We start from the raw sequence: 17,146 nt of genomic DNA on the forward strand, positions 1-17,146 counted from the left end.
GGATGAAAGCAATGCGCAAAATGATTCTGCAATGCGGTGTGCTGGCCCTGAGTCTGCTGGCGGCCAACGTGATGGCGGCGGTGTCGCCGGATGAGGCGAACAAACTCGGCACCAGCCTGACCCCGCTGGGTGCCGAGAAGGCCGGCAACGCCGACGGCTCGATCCCGGCATGGACGGGCGGCATCGCGAAAAACGCTGGTGCGGTGGACAGTAAAGGCTTTGTCGCCGACCCGTTCGCCAATGAAAAACCGCTGTTCACCATCACCGCTGCCAACGTCGATCAGTACAAAAGCAAACTGTCTGAAGGTCAGGTAGCGATGTTCAAACGCTATCCGGAGACCTACAAGATCCCGGTCTATCCGACCCACCGCACCGTTGCCGCACCGCCGGAAATCTACGAATCGGCCAAGCGTAGCGCCCTTAACGTTACCACCATCAACGACGGTAACGGCCTGGCCAACTTCACCGGCAATCGCTACTACGCCTTCCCGATTCCGAAGAATGGCGTGGAAGTCTTGTGGAACCACATCACCCGTTATCACGGCGGCAACGTCAAGCGGATCATCACCCAGGTGACACCGCAAACCAACGGCAGCTACACGCCGATCCGCTTCGAAGAAGAGATCGCCGTGCCGCAACTGATGAAGGATATCGATCCGGATAAAGCCGCCAACGTGCTGACCTTCTTCAAACAGTCGGTGACGGCTCCGGCGCGGCTGGCCGGCAACGTGCTGCTGGTGCACGAAACCCTTGATCAGGTGAAGGAACCGCGCCTGGCGTGGATCTACAACGCCGGTCAGCGTCGCGTCCGGCGCGCGCCGCAAGTGGCCTACGACGGCCCGGGCACCGCCGCCGATGGCCTGCGCACTTCGGACAACTTCGATATGTTCTCCGGTGCACCGGATCGTTACGACTGGAAACTGGTCGGCAAAAAGGAAATGTACATTCCGTACAACAGCTACAAACTCGACTCGCCGAAGCTCAAGTACGACGACATCGTCAAGGCCGGGCACATCAATCAGGACCTGACGCGCTACGAGCTGCACCGCGTGTGGGAGGTGATCGGCACGGTCAAGGCGAACGAGCGGCACATCTACGCCAAGCGCCACATGTACATCGACGAGGACAGCTGGCAAGTGGCGCTCGCCGATCACTACGACGGTCGCGGGCAACTGTGGCGCGTCGCCGAAGGTCACGCCGAGTACTACTACGATCATCAGGCTCCGGCCTACACCCTCGAAGCGCTCTACGACATTATTGCCGGCCGCTACATCGCGCTGGGGATGAAGAACGAAGAGAAGCACGGCTACGAATTCGGCTTTGAAGCCAAGGCTGCCGACTACACGCCAGCGGCCCTGCGTACAGAGGGTGTGCGGTAACGGTTCTGATACATCGGCTGAACAAAAGGCGACCGCGCGGTCGCCTTTTTTATGGCCGCTAATCAGCGCGCTGAATACTTGTCAACAAGCCGCCGGGAGAGGGCTAGGGTGAGCTCACAACTATAAAAAGGCTCATCCGATGACCGCCATGACTGCTTGTCTGGATCGCCCCGGTTTTCTCCCCAGACTGTCCTCCCATCACCAGCCACGTACGCGATTGAGCGAGCCATTGCTGGCGTCGGTGGCACGGGTCAGGCTCATTTGTGCACCCGCCGGCAGCGGCAAGAGCGCGCTGCTCGCCGAGTGCCTGCTTCAAGCGCCGCAACGTTGCGAAGTGTGCTGGCTACCACTGGCTGGCGCCGCTTTGAGTGTCGACGAATTTTGTCTGCGATTGGCACAGGCGTTGGGACTGGCAGAAACAACGGAGTCCGGTCTGGTCGCTGCGCTGAGTCGCTGGTCGTTGCCGACCTGGCTGTTTATCGATGACTACTGTCGGCTGCCGGAACCTGCGCTTGATGCGTTGCTTGACCGTTTGCTGACGGTCAGTAGCCCGGCGTTCACCTGGTGGATCGGCACCCGCCGACGGCCGCAATGCAACTGGCCGCGGTTGCTGCTCGACGACGAACTGTACGAGTGTGAAAGCGCGACGCTGGCGCTGTCTGCGGACGAAATCGCCCAGGCGCTGCGACATCTGTCGCCCGAGCAGGCAAGCAGTGTGGCTGCACGTATCGTCCAGCGTACCGGTGGTTGGTGCGCCGGGGTGCGCATGGCGCTGCTGCAAAAGTGTGACTGGTCGCAAAGCAATCAGCCGCAGCAACGGGTGGATACGCTGCTGGATTATCTGCAACACGAACTCTTCAATAACCTCACGCCGGAGCTGGCCGAGAACTGGCGGGTGCTCGCGCATCTACCGCGCTTCAATGCCGAGCTGTGTGAGCATCTGTTTGGTGCCGGAGAGGGCGCACAGTGCCTGCGCACCCTGCAAACACTGGGCTGCTTTATCGAGCCGTGGCACGACTCGGCCGACTGGCTGCGGGTTTTTCCACCGTTGTCGCGGGTGATGCGCGACGAACAATGGCCCGCAGGTCGTTCCTGGCATCGGCGGGCGTGTCAGTGGTTTTCCTGGCGGCAGGATTGGCGTTCGGCCTTCGAACAGGCGTTGCTCGCCGAAGAACATGAAATCGCCGTCAGCCTGTTGCAGCACTTCAGCTTCGAGCATTTGTTTGAAGAGCAAACCGTGGTCCTGTTACTGCAATTGCATGAGCAACAGAGTGAAGAGTTGACCCTGAGCACGCCACAACTGGTCGGTCTGATCACAGCTGCATTGCTCTTCGCCGGTCGTTTTGAACAGGCGGCGCAATGCATCGAGCATTTAGGGCGGTTCATGCCGCAGCCTTCGCCAGCTCATGAGCGGCAATTGATTGCGCGTTGGCAAACGTTGAAGGGGTGGTTACTGCATCTGGAAGGGCGGATGGAGGGCGCTCACGAATACTTTTCGCAAGCGTTGGAGGTACTCGATTTCGATAACTGGATCGCTCGGGTGATGTGCTTGTCAGGGTTGACCCAGCAGGCGTTGTTGCGCGGCGAACTGGACGTAGCCCATGCCCGTAATCGTCAGGCACTGTGTCTGGCACGGGCGCAAGGCTCGCTGGTTTTCGAAGCACTGCTGGAGCTTGATCACGGGCAATTGCTCGAACAGCGCGGCGCGGCACCTCGGGCTGAAAGTCTTTTGGCGGGCGTGCATGATTTACTCGTCCGGCAACCGAACCGCCTGACCCCGCTGTTGGGACGGATTGCGCTGCGTCGTGGGCGTCTTGCGCTGAGTCAGGGCCAGGATGTCTTGGCGGCGGATTTTTTCCAGTCCGGTCTGGACGGTTGCGGGCGCAACCATGACAAGCGTGCCCTCTACGGCTATCTGGGGCTGGCGCAACTGGCTGCCAATCAGGCGGATTATGAGAAAGCGTTCGTGTGGCTGCGCGATGCGGAACGGCTGATGCAACAGCGGCAGATTCCAGACACGGTTTATCGTGGCGTGGTGTTGCAAGTCAGCAGTCTGTTCTGGCTGCAGCAGGGCCGTCATGAGCTGGCGTGCGAGGCGATGGCACGTCTGTTACGGCACTATCAAGGAGCGGACGCTTTGCAGGCGCCGCCGGCAACACTCGAGTTGATTCCCCGCGTCGAGTACTTGTTGATCCTTGCTGAGGCAGGGTCAGGCTCGGCTCGCAACCCGATGGGCCGGCTACAGCGTCTGCTCGAAACGGCGCAGCGCTGCAGGATGCTCATTCTGGAAACCGACTTGCATCTGGCGATGGCAGAAGTGGCCTTTTCGCAGGGTGATCAGACTTCGGCGCGCGCCAGCCTGCAGCAGGGTCTGGAGCTGAGTCGTCAATATGGGCTGCATCAGGCGTTGCGTGAACTGCAACTGCGCCACCCGGGGCTGTTGCAAATACTGGCAAACACGGTTTCGGAGCCGGCCACTGTTGAAGTGGCGAGCGGTAGTGGTTTGCTCAGTCAACGTGAGTTGGAAGTTTTACGCCTGATTGCCAAGGGCCATTCCAATCAACAGATTGCAGATGAGCTGTTTATTTCTCTGCACACGGTGAAGACTCACGCCAGGCGGATACATGGAAAACTGGGCGTCGAGCGAAGAACGCAGGCTGTAGCCAGTGCCAAGTTGCTGGGGTTTGAGCTGTAGCAATAGTTTTCAAAGAGATTGTGCAAGAGGAAGCGGCGGGCGACAGCAAAACTGTGTTGCTGCAACCCTTCACAACGTCGCTGACCGGCGGATCGACGCAGGCGGCTAAGCGTCAAACCCCATCCGCCAACTCACGGCCCGCGTCGCAGCCAACAACCGCTGCGCCGCCGGGCCGTTTTCGTCGGCGTGGAACAGCGAGGTCGGGCCAACGATGGTCAGCACCGCTGCAACTTGTCCGACGGCGTTGAACACCGGTGCCGACAAGGCATCCACACCCGGCATCAGCAAGCCGTGGACATGATGCAGGCCGCGCTCGCGGATCTGTTCGCACAACGTCGCATAGGCGGTTTCGTCCTTCAACGGATGCTCGGCAACGGCGATTTCCCGCGCGCGCAATTCGTCGGTTTCCCGATGCGGCAGGTAGGCGCTGAACACCAGTCCTGTCGAGGAACTGAGCAGCGGCAGCACCGAACCCAATTGCGTGACCACCGTCACTGCACGCACCGCCGGTTCGATGTGCACCACGGTTGCTCCCTGATTGCCCCACACCGCGAGGAAACAGGTTTCGTTGAGTTCGTCACGCAGTTCCGACAGAGGCAGGGCGGCGACTTTCAGCACGTCCATACTGTTGAGTGCCGCCAGGCCCACGCGCAGTGCTTCGCGGCCGAGACCGTAGTGGTTGGTCGCTGGATTTTGCTCGGCGAATCCGCTGGCAATCAACGCCTGCAAGTAGCGGTGCACCTTGCTCGCCGGCATCTGCACGTGTTCGGCCAGGCGCGACAGCGAAGTGGAGGGCGACAACTCGGCCAAAGCCTTGAGGATGTCGGTGCCGACTTCGGCGGAGCGGACTTTCTGTTTGCCGTTACTGTCGCTGGTTTTTTCCATGGTGCGGCCGGGTTCCAATACGAATGGGCGTCTTTATAGCTTGACGCTGGATAGCGAGCAAATTACGTTATGCGTAATCGAATTACGATAATAACAACCCCGGCGTGCCGAAACCTCTGAGCCAGAGCGATGGGCCACTGCCGACTCCCTGTTCAGGAGGCTCCATGAACCTCGATTCAACCGCGTCGACGCTGGCTTATCAGTCCGGTTTCGGCAACGAATTCAGCTCTGAAGCGTTGCCCGGCGCGCTGCCCGTTGGCCAGAACTCCCCGCAAAAAGCCCCCTACGGCCTGTACACCGAATTGTTCTCCGGCACCGCGTTCACCATGACCCGCAGTGAAGCGCGGCGTACCTGGATGTACCGGATTCAGCCCTCAGCCAATCACCCTGCATTCGTCAAGCTGGAGCGGCAACTGGCCGGTGGGCCTTTGGGTGAAGTGACCCCCAATCGCCTGCGCTGGAACGCGCTGGACATGCCGGCCGAACCGACCGATTTCATCGATGGACTGGTGAGCATGGCGGCCAATTCCGGCGCCGAAAAACCGGCCGGCATCAGCATCTACAACTACGCGGCCAACCGCTCGATGGAGCGGGTGTTTTTCAATGCTGACGGCGAACTGCTGCTGGTGCCACAACTGGGACGTCTGCGGATTGCCACTGAGTTGGGCGTGCTGGAAGTCGCCCCTCTGGAAATCGCCGTGCTGCCACGTGGCCTGAAATTCCGTATCGAACTGCTCGACCCGCAAGCGCGCGGCTACGTTGCCGAGAACCATGGCGCGCCACTGCGTCTGCCGGACCTTGGGCCGATCGGCAGCAACGGTCTGGCCAATCCGCGCGACTTCCTCACCCCGGTCGCCGCTTACGAAAACCTGCAACAACCCACCACGCTGGTGCAGAAATTCCTCGGCCAGTTGTGGGCCACCGAGCTCAATCATTCGCCGCTGAACGTGGTCGCCTGGCACGGTAATAACGTGCCGTACAAATATGATCTGCGCCGCTTCAACACCATTGGCACGGTCAGTTTTGATCACCCCGACCCGTCGATCTTCACCGTGTTGACCTCGCCGACCAGCGTGCACGGTCTGGCCAACCTCGACTTCGTGATTTTCCCGCCACGCTGGATGGTGGCCGAGAACACCTTCCGTCCGCCGTGGTTCCACCGCAATCTGATGAACGAATTCATGGGCCTGATCCAGGGCGAATACGACGCCAAGGCCGAAGGCTTCGTGCCCGGCGGTGCCTCGCTGCACAGCTGCATGAGTGCTCACGGCCCGGACGGCGAGACCTGCACCAAAGCGATCAATGCCGAACTTGCACCCGCAAAAATCGACAACACCATGGCCTTCATGTTCGAGACCAGCCAAGTGCTGCGCCCAAGCCGCTTCGCCCTCGACTGCCCACATCTGCAACCCAATTACGACGCTTGCTGGGCCACATTGCCCGCCACGTTCGACCCGACCCGGAGATAACCCATGACTCAGAATTCCATCACCCGCAGCTGGGTTGCGTCGGCCAACGGCCACGCCGATTTCCCGCTGCAGAATCTGCCGCTGGGTGTGTTCAGCATCAACGGTTCAGAACCGCGCAGCGGTGTGGCCATTGGTGACCACATCTTCGATCTGCAAGTTGCCCTTGAAGCAGGTCTGTTCGACGGCGCCGCTCGCAGTGCTGTGGAAGCCACCCGTGGCGGCCAGTTGAATGCCTTCTTCGACCTCGGTCGCGAGGCGCGGGTTGCCCTGCGCGAACGTCTGCTGGAACTGTTCAGCGAAACCAGCACCCAGCGCGGCGACATCGAAGCTCAAGGCGCGAAACTGCTGCCATTGGCCGCCGATTGCCAGATGCATCTGCCGGCGCGCATCAGCGATTACACCGACTTCTACGTCGGCATCGAGCACGCGCAGAACGTCGGCAAACTGTTCCGCCCGGACAACCCGCTGCTGCCGAACTACAAGCACGTGCCGATCGGCTATCACGGTCGTGCGTCCACCGTGCGTGCGTCCGGCACCGATGTCCGTCGTCCTAAAGGCCAGACCCTGCCGGCCGGCGCTACCGAGCCGACTTTCGGCCCATGCGCGCGTCTGGACTATGAGCTGGAACTGGGTATCTGGATTGGTCAGGGCAACGAGATGGGCGACTCGATCGCCATCGGTGATGCCGCCGAACACATCGCCGGTTTCTGCCTGCTCAACGACTGGTCGGCTCGCGACATCCAGGCCTGGGAATACCAGCCGCTAGGGCCGTTTTTGTCCAAGAGTTTCATCACCAGCGTCTCGCCGTGGGTCGTCACTGCCGAAGCGCTGGAGCCGTTCCGCGCCGCACAACCGGCACGTCCGGAGGGCGATCCGCAGCCGCTGCCGTACCTGTTCGACAAGCGCGATCAGGACGGCGGTGCATTCGACATCGAACTGGAAGTGCTGCTGCTCACCGAAACCATGCGCGAGCAGAATCTGCCGGCTCATCGCCTGACCCTGAGCAACACCCGCTACATGTACTGGACCGTCGCGCAAATGGTCGCGCATCACAGCGTCAACGGCTGCCAGTTGCAGGCCGGTGACCTGTTCGGTTCGGGCACGCTGTCCGGTCCGGAAAACGGTCAGTTCGGCAGCCTGCTGGAAATCACCGAAGGCGGCAAAAAGCCGATCGAACTGGCGTCCGGCGAAGTGCGCAAATTCCTTGAAGATGGCGACGAAATCATCCTGCGCGCACGTTGTGCCCGCGACGGTTTCGCCTCGATCGGCTTTGGCGAATGCCGCGGCAAAGTGCTGGCGGCGCGCTGACAGGAGCGGCTCATGGATCTCTACACCTATTACCGCTCAACCTCGTCGTATCGGGTGCGGATCGCACTGGCGCTAAAAGGTCTCGACTATCAGGCGTTGCCGGTCAACTTGATCGCGGCGCCCGGTGGCGAGCATCGGCAGCCGGCGTATCTGGCGATCAATCCACAGGGCCGCGTGCCGGCCTTGCGCACCGATGACGGCGAACTGCTGATTCAGTCACCGGCGATCATCGAGTACCTGGAGGAACGTTATCCACAGGTGCCGCTACTCCCCGAAGACCTCGCTGCCCGCGCCCATGTACGCGGCGTGGCGGCGGTGATCGGTTGCGATGTGCATCCGCTGCACAACGTCAGCGTACTCAATCGGCTGCGGCAGTCGGGGCATGACGAACTGCAGGTCACGGCGTGGATCAGCCATTGGATCAGCCAGGGACTGACGACGGTGGAACAGTTGATTGGCGATAGCGGATTCTGTTTCGGTGAGTGGCCGTGCGTGGCGGACGTGTATCTGATTCCGCAGTTGTACGCGGCTGAGCGCTTCAATGTTTCGCTTGAAGCTTTTCCGCGGATTCGTCGAGTCGCGGCGCTGGCCGCTGAGCATCCGGCATTCATCCAGGCTCACCCGTCCAACCAGCCAGATACACCGTAAGCCTCACCAAAAAACCTGTGGGAGCGGGCTTGCCCGCGATAGCGATTTGGCAGACACATTTAAGTCGGATGGGCTGCCGTCATCGCGGGCAAGCCCGCTCCCACAGGGTTTGTGTTGCACCACCAAAAAAACCATAAAAACAAAACAGGTACCTCGCGATGCACAACCAGATTGCCAGCTTCCGGGCGGCACTCGACGCCCGTCCTGTGTCTCGATATCAGTGGTTGCTCTTGATCCTGCTCGCCTTGTTGCTGGTCACCGATGGCTATGACGCCCAGGTGCTCGGCTACGTGGTGCCTGCACTGGCGCAGGATTGGGGTCTGGAAAAAGCCGCGTTCGGGCCTGTGTTCAGTGCCAACCTGCTAGGCCTCACCATTGGCTCCCTCGCCGTCACGCCGCTGGCCGACCGTTTTGGCGTGCGGCGAATTCTGCTTGCTTGCGTGCTGATCTACGCCAGTCTGACGCTGCTGATGGTGTTCGCCGACTCCCTGAATTCGCTGATGGTCGCGCGCTTCATCTGCGGCATCGGTATGGGCGGTGCAATGCCTAGCGCGATGGCGCTGATGTCGGATTATTCGCCGCCACGCTTGCGTACCTTGATGGTCACGCTGGCGGCTTGTGGCTTCTCGTTTGGTGGTGCGGCGGGTGGTTTTGTAGCCGCCGGGTTCATCGATCAGTTCGGCTGGCAGGCAGTGTTCCTCGCCGGTGGTGTGACGCCGCTGCTGCTGTTTCCGTTTCTCTGGTGGATGCTGCCCGAATCCTTGCCGCGCCTGCTGCGTGATCAGCCACCTTATGCGCGACTGCGCAGAGTTACCGGGCGAATGTTGCCGGGCTGGCAACCTCCGCTGGCCTCGGTCGAACAGAATGAACGCGAGCAGGGCAGTAAACTGACCGTGGTCGAACTGTTCCGCAATGGTTACGCGCGGCCGACCCTGCTGATCTGGGCGACCTTTTTTGTCAGCCTGATCTTGCTGTATTTCATGATCAGTTGGTTGCCGTCGCTGCTGCTGGAAAGTGGCCTGAAACTCAATGAGGCCAATCTGGTGACGTCGATGTTTCTGTTCGCCGGCACCCTGGGGGCGATTTGCATGGCCTGGTTCGCCGACCGCTTGAAACACAAGGTGCGACTGTTGTCCGGCGTGCTCGCAGGCGCTGCGCTGTGCACCATTGTGCTGGGGCTTAACCACGACAATCCGCGTTATCTGGTGGCCTGCGTGTTTGCTGCCGGGTTCTGCATCATTGGCGGACAACTGACGCTGAACGCTTTTGCCAGTAATTTCTATCCGGCGCATGTGCGCGCCACCGGCACCGGCTGGGCATTGGGTGTGGGGCGATTTGGATCGATTCTCGGGCCGTTGTTCGGCAGTCTGTTGCTGGCGATGCACATTCCGGTTCAGCAGATTTTCTTCTTCTGCGCGATTCCGGCCGTCATCGCCGCACTGCTGATCATCCAGGTGCGTTCGCCCTCGGAAAGCGTTGGGCAGCCGGTGGTGGAGCAAGCGCTGAAAAGCTGAAGATCAAAAGATCGCAGCCTGCGGCAGCTCCTACATTGGGATGGTGTACACCCTGTAGGAGCTGCCGAAGGCTGCGATCTTTTGCTGTTAGTGGACGACTGAATTCGGCGGCAGATGCCCGAGTCGTTCGGTCAGGCGCAGCCGTTGGATCGGGTCATCGCTGAGCAACAACGCATGTTCCAGATCAAACCGCTCGGCGTTCGGGCAGTCGAGCCGCTGATACAGGCTCGCTCGGGCCAGATAATCGGCGGCGCCGGCATCGCCCAGTTCAAGCACGCGTTCGGCGTCAATCAGCGCCGCGATGAAGTCATCCTGAGTCAGGTACAACTGGCGCAAATTGCGCGACAAGCGCTGCAGCATCTGCGCCGGCGTGGCAGTCAACAGGTGCTCGGCATTGAGTTTCATGTTGGGCCCGTATTGGCGCTGTAACAGCTCACGACAGTCGTTGGGATACAAACGGCGACCGCCGCACGGATCGAGCAGATGATCGGCACCGGGCACGCGCAACAGGAAGTGCCCGGGGAAGTTGACCCCGACCAGGGGAATCTCCAGACCGCGCGCCAGTTCCAGCGCAATCAAGGCCAACGCCAGCGGCTGCCCGCGACGGGTCTGCAACACTTTGTGAATTAAAGCGGCCTGCGGACGGAGCGGGGCGAAGTCATCCATGGCAAAGCCCAGATCATTCATGCGCCGCAATAACGGCTGCGCCAACTCACTGACTGGCAACATCGGCAAACCGTAGCTGACACGCTGTTGCAGATCCTTGAACTCCACCAGCAGCGCCTCGGGATCGACTGCTTTTTCGTGCTCGGCAGCCATCCACAGCGCGGCTTCGAACAGCGCGGGCGGTGAACGGTGCAGGCACTCGAAAAAGCGTTGGCGCGGACTCATCGAAATCTCCGTGGAATGCCTCGTTTTTAGCCCCGTCCGTGGCATTCGTCCAGTGGCTCGGTAAACAGGTCGAGAGATATGCCGTAAAGCCGTCGTCTGCACGCCTGCTTATTCCGGTGCGCTCCAGCAATTTTCAAGGGCAAGCCTATACTGGCGTTCTACAAGAAGTGATTCGGGAGCCCAACGATGTTTGCGCTCATGCAAAGCACTCGCCTGGAATCGCTGCACCTTAGCGTCGACCCGGTTTGCGGGTTGAAGGCGGTCATTGCCATCCATAACAGCCGTCTGGGCCCAGCCCTGGGCGGGTGTCGTTATCTTGCCTATCCGAACGACGACTCCGCCGTCGAGGATGCCATTCGCCTCGCTCAGGGCATGAGCTACAAAGCCGCGCTGGCGGGCCTGCCGCAGGGCGGTGGCGTTGCGGTAATCGTGCGCCCGATACATGTTGAAAATCGTGCAGCGCTGTTCGAAGCCTTCGGCCGGTGCATCGACCAGCTCGACGGTCGCTACATCACCGCCATCGACAGCGGCACCTCGGTGGCGGACATGGATTGCATCGCCCAGCAGACCCAGCACGTCACCAGCACCACGTCGGCCGGCGATCCGGCACCGCACGCGGCGATGGGGGTGTTCGCCGGCATTCGCGCCACGGCGATGGCGCGCCTGGGCAGTGACAACCTCGAAGGCTTGCGCGTGGCAATTCAGGGCCTGGGCAATGTCGGTTATGCCTTGGCCGAGCAACTGCACGCCGCTGGCGCCGAGTTGCTGGTCAGCGACATCGACCATGGCAAGGTGCAACTGGCGATGGAACAGCTTAATGCTCACCCGATTGCCAACGACGCGTTGCTCAGCACGCCGTGCGACATCCTTGCGCCGTGTGGTCTGGGCGGTGTGCTCAATAGCCACTCGGTGGCGCAACTGCGCTGCGCGGCGGTGGCCGGTTCGGCGAACAATCAGCTGACGCATCTGGATGTGGCCGATCAACTGGAACGGCGCGGCATTCTTTATGCGCCGGATTATGTGATCAACGCGGGTGGGCTGATTTACGTCTCGCTGAAACATCGCGGTGAGGAATTGACCACCATTACCGCGCATCTGTCGAAAATCAGCTCGCGGCTGACGGAAGTTTTTGCCCATGCGCAGGCGGAGAAACGTTCACCGGCGCGGGTGGCGGATGAGTTGGCGGAGCGGGTTTTGTATCGGTGATGGAGCGAAGATCAAAAGATCGCAGCCTTCGGCAGCTCCTACAGGGGCTGCGATCCTTGATTGGGGGCGGTGTTACTTTGCAGCTTTCGCCGCTTTGGCTGGCTTGACCGGCGCTTCGGCAGATTCTTCCACCTCGGCTTTTTCGACCGGCTCGGCCGGCGCATTGATCAGCTCCGACAGAGCATCAGGCTGGCTCTTGAATGCCCGGGCGAATACATCACGGTTCTTCGCCATGTAGATCCCGGCTTCTTCCACTTGCTGTTCAGTCAGGGACGGAACGGCTTTTTGCAACACATCGGCCAGATATTCGGCCAGTTCGAGCATTTTGTCATGACGGTCAGCTTCGGCTTTATCCATGAACAAGCGCTCCAGATCTCGGCTGCTGCGGTATACCACTTCGACGGCCATTCACCACCTCACATGCCTTCACATTTAGTTGTCTTTGCGACTACTGTATCTATATACAGCGAAAAGGATAAGCGAATCCCTGCGCTTTGGGTAGTGGCATTTCAATGTAGACCGAATTCAGGGTTTGTCAGTCGAGCCGTGTGACTGCCATTCGCAAGCAGGCTCACCCACATGAGCAGGGCATGTGCGACCAAACGCCACAGCGCGGGTTTTGCGGCACATCGCCATGATGCGTGGCCCTGTTTCTGCATGAAATCAGGCGCGTGCAGAAAACCGTCACGTCCAACACGCATCATCCGCTCGAATCGGGCTAAGGAACTTCATCGTGAAAATCAACTGGGCCGAGAAACTGCGGCAAAACGTGCATCAACTGGCCGAGTCCCTGGGCAACCTGTTCGTCGAGACTTTTCACTACCTTGCGCTGTTCGCCATCGGTGCGGTGACCGCGTATGCAGCGGTGATGGAGTTTCTCGGGATGCTCGAAGTCGGGCACATCAAGATCGATGACATTCTGTTGCTGTTCATCTATCTGGAACTGGGGGCGATGGTCGGGATTTATTTCAAGACCAACCACATGCCAGTGCGTTTCCTGATCTATGTGGCGATCACCGCGCTGACGCGATTGCTGATCTCCAACGTCTCGCACCACAACCCGCCGGACATGGGCATCATCTACCTGTGCGGCGGCATTCTGCTGTTGGCATTTTCGATTCTGGTGGTGCGTTACGCGTCGTCGCAATTTCCTTCGGTGAAGATCGAATACCCGCAACGCAAAGTCGGTACGGGTTCGAGTGAGCATCCCGATGTTGAGAAGGGCGAACTTTAAAGACCGGCCGCTGGCCGTGGCTGGCCTTTGATCTGTGGCGGTGGCGGGGTCAGCCCGTCGCCGTTGGTCATGGCTTCGAGAATCGCCATGGCGCTGTGGCCCTGCTCGATGGCGATGCCGAATTGAATGCTCTGCACCAACAGCTTGAGGCGTTTGGGGTCATTGCGCTGTTCGGCGCTGATCATCCGCTTGGCCACGATCCGGCCGCTGTTGGACAGGGTCAGCATGATGCTGCCGTCCAGGCCTTGAATGCTCAGGTTGATCTGATAGTCCGGCGCGAAGGTATCGGTAATGATCTGAAAAGGGTTGTCCATGATGCGTCACCGCCTGATTGAACGTGCAGTTGTTGACCGGCCGTGATCGGGTTGGTTCGCCCCACCAGACCATCGGCCATTCCGTGGCCATTTCGCCAAATTGTTTCTATGTAGGAGCTGCCGAAGGCTGCGATCTTTTGATCTTCTGAAGAAAGATCAAAAGATCGCAGCCTTCGGCAGCTCCTACAGAGGTAGCAAGGTGCATGCCGGGAAAATTGTCGAACAATGAATACGGCAACAAAAAGGCGAGCACTGGGCTCGCCTTGTTCATTTTTGGCCCGTTTGCGGGCGGGTGATCGCAGACAGTGCAGTCAGGCCGATCAGCACTCCACCCAGTTCACCGCCAGACCGCCGCGCGACGTCTCTTTGTATTTGTCGTGCATGTCGGCGCCGGTATCACGCATGGTGCGGATCACCCGGTCGAGGGAGATGAAGTGATTGCCGTCACCACGCAGGGCCATTTGTGTGGCGTTGATGGCCTTCACTGCCGCGATTGCGTTGCGTTCGATGCACGGCACTTGCACGAGGCCGCCAACCGGGTCGCAGGTCAGGCCAAGGTTGTGTTCCAGGCCGATTTCGGCGGCGTTTTCCAGTTGCTCGGGAGTGGCGCCGAGTATTTCGGCCAGACCGGCGGCCGCCATGGCGCAGGCCGATCCGACTTCGCCCTGACAACCGACTTCGGCGCCAGAGATCGAGGCATTTTTCTTACACAGAATGCCGACGGCGGCCGCGGACAGGAAGAAAGCGACGACGTCATCGTCAGACGCGTCCGGGTTGAATTTCATGTAGTAGTGCAAAACCGCCGGAATGATCCCCGCTGCGCCATTGGTCGGCGCGGTGACCATGCGCCCGCCGGCAGCGTTTTCTTCGTTGACGGCGAGGGCGAACAGGTTGACCCATTCCATCGCCGACAGCGTCGAGCTGATCACATTCGGTTTGCCGATTTCCAGCAGGCTGCGGTGCAGTTTCGCTGCACGGCGCGGCACCTTCAGACCCCCGGGGAGGATGCCTTCGTGGCGCAGGCCCTGCTCGACGCACTCGCGCATCACCGACCAGATATGCAGCAGGCCCTGACGGATGTCCGCATCGCTGCGCCAGGCGCGTTCATTGGCCATCATCAGCTCGGAAACGCGCAGATTGTGCTGCTTGCACAGCGACAACAGTTCGGCGGCGCTGGAAAAATCGTAAGGCAACACCACGTCACCCGACGGCGCCACACCTGACTCAGCTTCCGCCGCTTCGATGATGAAGCCGCCGCCGACCGAGTAGTACGTCTGCGTAAACAGCTCGGCAGATTCGCCAAAGGCTGTCAGCGACATGGCATTGGGGTGGTAGGGCAGGCTCTCGTCCAGCAGCAGAAGATCGCGTTGCCAGTCGAAGGCAATCGACCGTCCGTCGGCGAGGGGCAGTTGCCCGGTGTTGCGCAGTTGCTCGATGCGCGCATCGATGGTCGTCGGGTCGATGCTGTCCGGCCATTCGCCCATCAGGCCCATGATCGTGGCGCGGTCGGTGGCGTGACCCACTCCGGTGGCCGACAGCGAGCCGTACAAACGGATTTCGACGCGACGCACATCATTGAGCAGACGTTGATCGATCAGTGCTTGAGCAAAGGTCGCGGCGGCGCGCATCGGGCCGACGGTGTGGGAACTGGACGGGCCGATGCCCACTTTAAATAGATCGAAAACACTGATAGCCATGCTAAACCCTTACAAGCAATGGAGGAGGAATCGCTGCCATTTTTTGTCGGACAAGCGCAATGTCGGCGATACTGCCTCGCTCGGTCGGACGTGACCAACGAAACTTCCTAAGACAGCCTTTAGCAGGACTAAACGATGAGTCGTCAATTGCATGCCCAGACCTACGTCTGGCTGCAGGTATTTTCCTGTGCCGCGCGGCACCTGTCCTTCACCCGTTGTGCTGAGGAACTGCACATCACGCCGGGTGCGGTCAGTCAGCAGATCCGCCAATTGGAAGAGCGCCTCGGCTTTCGCCTGTTTCACCGGCGTGCGCGTGGCGTGGAGTTGAGCGCGGAAGGGCAGCGGCTGGCGATCACGGTGAATGAGGCGTACGGCAGCATTGATGCCGAACTGCGTCGACTGGATGCCGGGATGATCAGCGGGATCTTGCGGGTACGTTCCATCCCATCGTTCCTCAGCAAATGGCTGACGCCGCGTTTGCCGCGCTTGCAGCAGCGCTACCCGGACATTCAGTTGCGACTGGTGGCCGAGGACAGCAGCGTGCCGTTGCATGAGGGCGATTTCGATTTGGCCATCGACCTGAACGACGGTAGTTATCCGGGATTGTTATCCACAGCGTTGCTCGATGAGCAGATTTTCCCGGTGTGCGCGCCAAGCCTTTTGCGCGGGCGCCCGCCGCTGCATGGACCGGTGGATCTGGTGCATTTCCCCTTGCTGCACGACATCACCGCCTGGCGCGGCAGCTATGAATATGCGGAATGGGAATTTTATTTGAATGCAATCGGCTTCGAAGGCGCCGACGTGCGGCGTGGGCATACTTTCAATCGCAATCATCTGACCATCGAAGCGGCCATCGCTGGCATGGGCGTCGCGATTGCCCGGCGCACATTGCTCAATGATGAGCTGGAAAGGGGCGCGTTGATCGTGCCGTTCGGGCTGTCGGTGCCCAATCACAAACGTTATGTATTGCTGTATGCGCCGGGCGCGTTGAGTCATCCGGGCGTGCGTGCAGTGCATGACTGGCTGGTGGAGGAGGCGGGGATTTTTCGCGGCTTGCACCCGTTGAACGACGGGCAATTGTGAGCAGATTTTGCCGGAAGGCATGCCGACCCAACTCCCGACCTTACCAGCGCCTTGCTCGGTTGTCCGGTTTTTTTTGCGAATGAATATTTATCTTTTTTCAGGGGTTGAAATGTTCGACGGTCGGGCCGATTGTTGTAACCAAGGGGTCAGGAAATTCAATTCAAGGCCTCTCGCGAGCTAGCTGAAATAAGGGATGAACTATGCAAATCCAAGTCAACAGCGATAACCATATTCAAAGTAGTCAACGACTGGAGGAGTGGGTACGCACCACCATTGAGAGCACGCTCGAACGTTATGAAGAAGACCTGACCCGTGTCGAAGTCCATCTGAGCGACGAGAACGGTGACAAACCAGGTCCCCACGATTTGCGCTGCCAACTGGAAGCGCGGCCAAAAGGCCATCAACCGGTTTCCGTTACCCATAAAGCCGATTCGCTGGAGCTGGCGATCGATGGCGCTGCCGAAAAACTCGAGCACGCGCTGGAACACCTCTTTGGCAAACTGCGAGGTAAACCACGTGCCGCTGTAGTGCCGTTCAGCAAAACAAACGACGCGCTGTTGGAAGAAGAATTTCTAGAGAACGAACAGGCAGCGATCAACAGTTGATGCGCTGAATAGTTAGTCACCCAATGAGGACGGGCCTGCTGATGCAGGCCCGTTTTTGTTTGTGGTGTTGCTGGAGGTTGTGCACGGCTCAGGCTCCAAACCCTCACCCCAGCCCTCTCCTGGAGGGAGAGGGTTAGGGTGAGGGGCTTTTCAAAACATCAGATGATGCCGCGCGCGTAAAGCTTGGGCCTTAGCGCGCGGTATTTCGGGTTGGGGTC

14 protein-coding genes and 1 pseudogene are annotated in these 17,146 nt (G+C 59.9%); 10 read left to right on the forward strand and 5 right to left on the reverse strand.

The genetic code is table 11. From position 1 onward, the window contains the following. Positions 1-11: 11 nt before the first annotated feature. Positions 12-1,379, forward strand: a complete 1,368-nt coding sequence (locus ICA16_RS20745) for a DUF1329 domain-containing protein (RefSeq protein ID WP_210701384.1) — start codon at positions 12-14, stop codon at positions 1,377-1,379. Positions 1,380-1,518: 139 nt separating this feature from the next. Beyond that, positions 1,519-4,074, forward strand: coding sequence for a LuxR C-terminal-related transcriptional regulator (locus ICA16_RS20750; RefSeq protein ID WP_210701385.1), 2,556 nt, complete (start codon positions 1,519-1,521; stop codon positions 4,072-4,074). Positions 4,075-4,179: 105 nt separating this feature from the next. On the opposite strand, the gene ICA16_RS20755 is transcribed toward ICA16_RS20750, so the two are convergent. Beyond that, positions 4,180-4,959 (reverse strand): IclR family transcriptional regulator, encoded by a 780-nt coding sequence (locus ICA16_RS20755; protein WP_210701386.1) that lies wholly within the window; start codon positions 4,957-4,959, stop codon positions 4,180-4,182. A 164-nt stretch (positions 4,960-5,123) separates the two neighbouring features. Here ICA16_RS20755 and hmgA point away from each other — a divergent pair, with 164 nt between their 5' ends. The 4 genes from hmgA (at position 5,124) to ICA16_RS20775 (ending at position 9,898) form a co-directional block, all read left to right on the forward strand. After that, complete coding sequence (gene hmgA, locus ICA16_RS20760; RefSeq protein WP_210701387.1) at positions 5,124-6,428, forward strand: homogentisate 1,2-dioxygenase; 1,305 nt, start codon at positions 5,124-5,126, stop codon at positions 6,426-6,428. Positions 6,429-6,431: 3 nt separating this feature from the next. Continuing rightward, positions 6,432-7,736 carry a fumarylacetoacetase gene (fahA, locus tag ICA16_RS20765; protein ID WP_210554538.1) on the forward strand — a complete coding sequence of 435 codons (1,305 nt, stop codon included), beginning with the start codon at positions 6,432-6,434 and terminating at the stop codon, positions 7,734-7,736. A 12-nt stretch (positions 7,737-7,748) separates the two neighbouring features. After that, a complete protein-coding gene (gene maiA / locus ICA16_RS20770; RefSeq protein ID WP_210701388.1) occupies positions 7,749-8,384 on the forward strand; it encodes a maleylacetoacetate isomerase in 636 nt (211 codons plus the stop codon). Positions 8,385-8,542: 158 nt separating this feature from the next. Beyond that, complete coding sequence (locus ICA16_RS20775; protein ID WP_210701389.1) at positions 8,543-9,898, forward strand: MFS transporter; 1,356 nt, start codon at positions 8,543-8,545, stop codon at positions 9,896-9,898. An 87-nt stretch (positions 9,899-9,985) separates the two neighbouring features. On the opposite strand, the gene ICA16_RS20780 is transcribed toward ICA16_RS20775, so the two are convergent. Further along, positions 9,986-10,789, reverse strand: coding sequence for a SirB1 family protein (locus tag ICA16_RS20780; protein WP_150605496.1), 804 nt, complete (start codon positions 10,787-10,789; stop codon positions 9,986-9,988). Positions 10,790-10,975: 186 nt separating this feature from the next. On the opposite strand from ICA16_RS20780, the gene ICA16_RS20785 reads away from it, so the two are divergent. Next, positions 10,976-11,995, forward strand: a complete 1,020-nt coding sequence (locus ICA16_RS20785; RefSeq protein ID WP_150595001.1) for a Leu/Phe/Val dehydrogenase — start codon at positions 10,976-10,978, stop codon at positions 11,993-11,995. A gap of 153 nt (positions 11,996-12,148) precedes the next feature. Here ICA16_RS20785 and ICA16_RS20790 read toward each other — a convergent pair. Further along, positions 12,149-12,403: pseudogene (locus ICA16_RS20790) on the reverse strand (YebG family protein); the annotation flags it as partial. 325 nt (positions 12,404-12,728) lie between these two features. On the opposite strand from ICA16_RS20790, the gene ICA16_RS20795 reads away from it, so the two are divergent. Further along, complete coding sequence (locus tag ICA16_RS20795) at positions 12,729-13,229, forward strand: phosphate-starvation-inducible protein PsiE (RefSeq protein ID WP_150605499.1); 501 nt, start codon at positions 12,729-12,731, stop codon at positions 13,227-13,229. Here ICA16_RS20795 and ICA16_RS20800 read toward each other — a convergent pair. Continuing rightward, positions 13,226-13,543: a DUF3509 domain-containing protein gene (locus ICA16_RS20800; RefSeq protein WP_210701390.1), complete on the reverse strand. Its 318-nt coding sequence runs from the start codon at positions 13,541-13,543 to the stop codon at positions 13,226-13,228. The genes ICA16_RS20795 and ICA16_RS20800 overlap by 4 nt on opposite strands. 320 nt (positions 13,544-13,863) lie before the next feature. Continuing rightward, positions 13,864-15,240 (reverse strand): L-serine ammonia-lyase, encoded by a 1,377-nt coding sequence (locus ICA16_RS20805; RefSeq protein ID WP_210701391.1) that lies wholly within the window; start codon positions 15,238-15,240, stop codon positions 13,864-13,866. A 135-nt stretch (positions 15,241-15,375) separates the two neighbouring features. Here ICA16_RS20805 and ICA16_RS20810 point away from each other — a divergent pair, with 135 nt between their 5' ends. Both ICA16_RS20810 and ICA16_RS20815 read left to right on the forward strand, forming a co-directional pair. After that, complete coding sequence (locus tag ICA16_RS20810) at positions 15,376-16,323, forward strand: LysR substrate-binding domain-containing protein (protein WP_042557721.1); 948 nt, start codon at positions 15,376-15,378, stop codon at positions 16,321-16,323. Positions 16,324-16,523: 200 nt separating this feature from the next. Beyond that, on the forward strand, positions 16,524-16,928 hold the full coding sequence (locus ICA16_RS20815; RefSeq protein ID WP_047299805.1) for an HPF/RaiA family ribosome-associated protein: 405 nt from the start codon (positions 16,524-16,526) through the stop codon (positions 16,926-16,928). Positions 16,929-17,146 lie beyond the last annotated feature (218 nt).

This window comes from Pseudomonas anatoliensis (genome assembly GCF_017976235.1).
In the GTDB taxonomy this organism is placed as follows: domain Bacteria; phylum Pseudomonadota; class Gammaproteobacteria; order Pseudomonadales; family Pseudomonadaceae; genus Aquipseudomonas; species Aquipseudomonas anatoliensis.

Coding starts and splice junctions, on each gene's coding strand:
- ICA16_RS20750 (WP_210701385.1), top strand. CDS start 1,519: ATGACCGCCATGACTGCTTGTCTGGATCGCCCCGGTTTTCTCCCCAGA.
- ICA16_RS20745 (WP_210701384.1), top strand. CDS start 12: ATGCGCAAAATGATTCTGCAATGCGGTGTGCTGGCCCTGAGTCTGCTG.
- ICA16_RS20805 (WP_210701391.1), bottom strand. CDS start 15,240: ATGGCTATCAGTGTTTTCGATCTATTTAAAGTGGGCATCGGCCCGTCC.
- hmgA (WP_210701387.1), top strand. CDS start 5,124: ATGAACCTCGATTCAACCGCGTCGACGCTGGCTTATCAGTCCGGTTTC.
- ICA16_RS20815 (WP_047299805.1), top strand. CDS start 16,524: ATGCAAATCCAAGTCAACAGCGATAACCATATTCAAAGTAGTCAACGA.
- ICA16_RS20810 (WP_042557721.1), top strand. CDS start 15,376: ATGAGTCGTCAATTGCATGCCCAGACCTACGTCTGGCTGCAGGTATTT.
- ICA16_RS20785 (WP_150595001.1), top strand. CDS start 10,976: ATGTTTGCGCTCATGCAAAGCACTCGCCTGGAATCGCTGCACCTTAGC.
- fahA (WP_210554538.1), top strand. CDS start 6,432: ATGACTCAGAATTCCATCACCCGCAGCTGGGTTGCGTCGGCCAACGGC.
- ICA16_RS20775 (WP_210701389.1), top strand. CDS start 8,543: ATGCACAACCAGATTGCCAGCTTCCGGGCGGCACTCGACGCCCGTCCT.
- maiA (WP_210701388.1), top strand. CDS start 7,749: ATGGATCTCTACACCTATTACCGCTCAACCTCGTCGTATCGGGTGCGG.
- ICA16_RS20755 (WP_210701386.1), bottom strand. CDS start 4,959: ATGGAAAAAACCAGCGACAGTAACGGCAAACAGAAAGTCCGCTCCGCC.
- ICA16_RS20780 (WP_150605496.1), bottom strand. CDS start 10,789: ATGAGTCCGCGCCAACGCTTTTTCGAGTGCCTGCACCGTTCACCGCCC.
- ICA16_RS20800 (WP_210701390.1), bottom strand. CDS start 13,543: ATGGACAACCCTTTTCAGATCATTACCGATACCTTCGCGCCGGACTAT.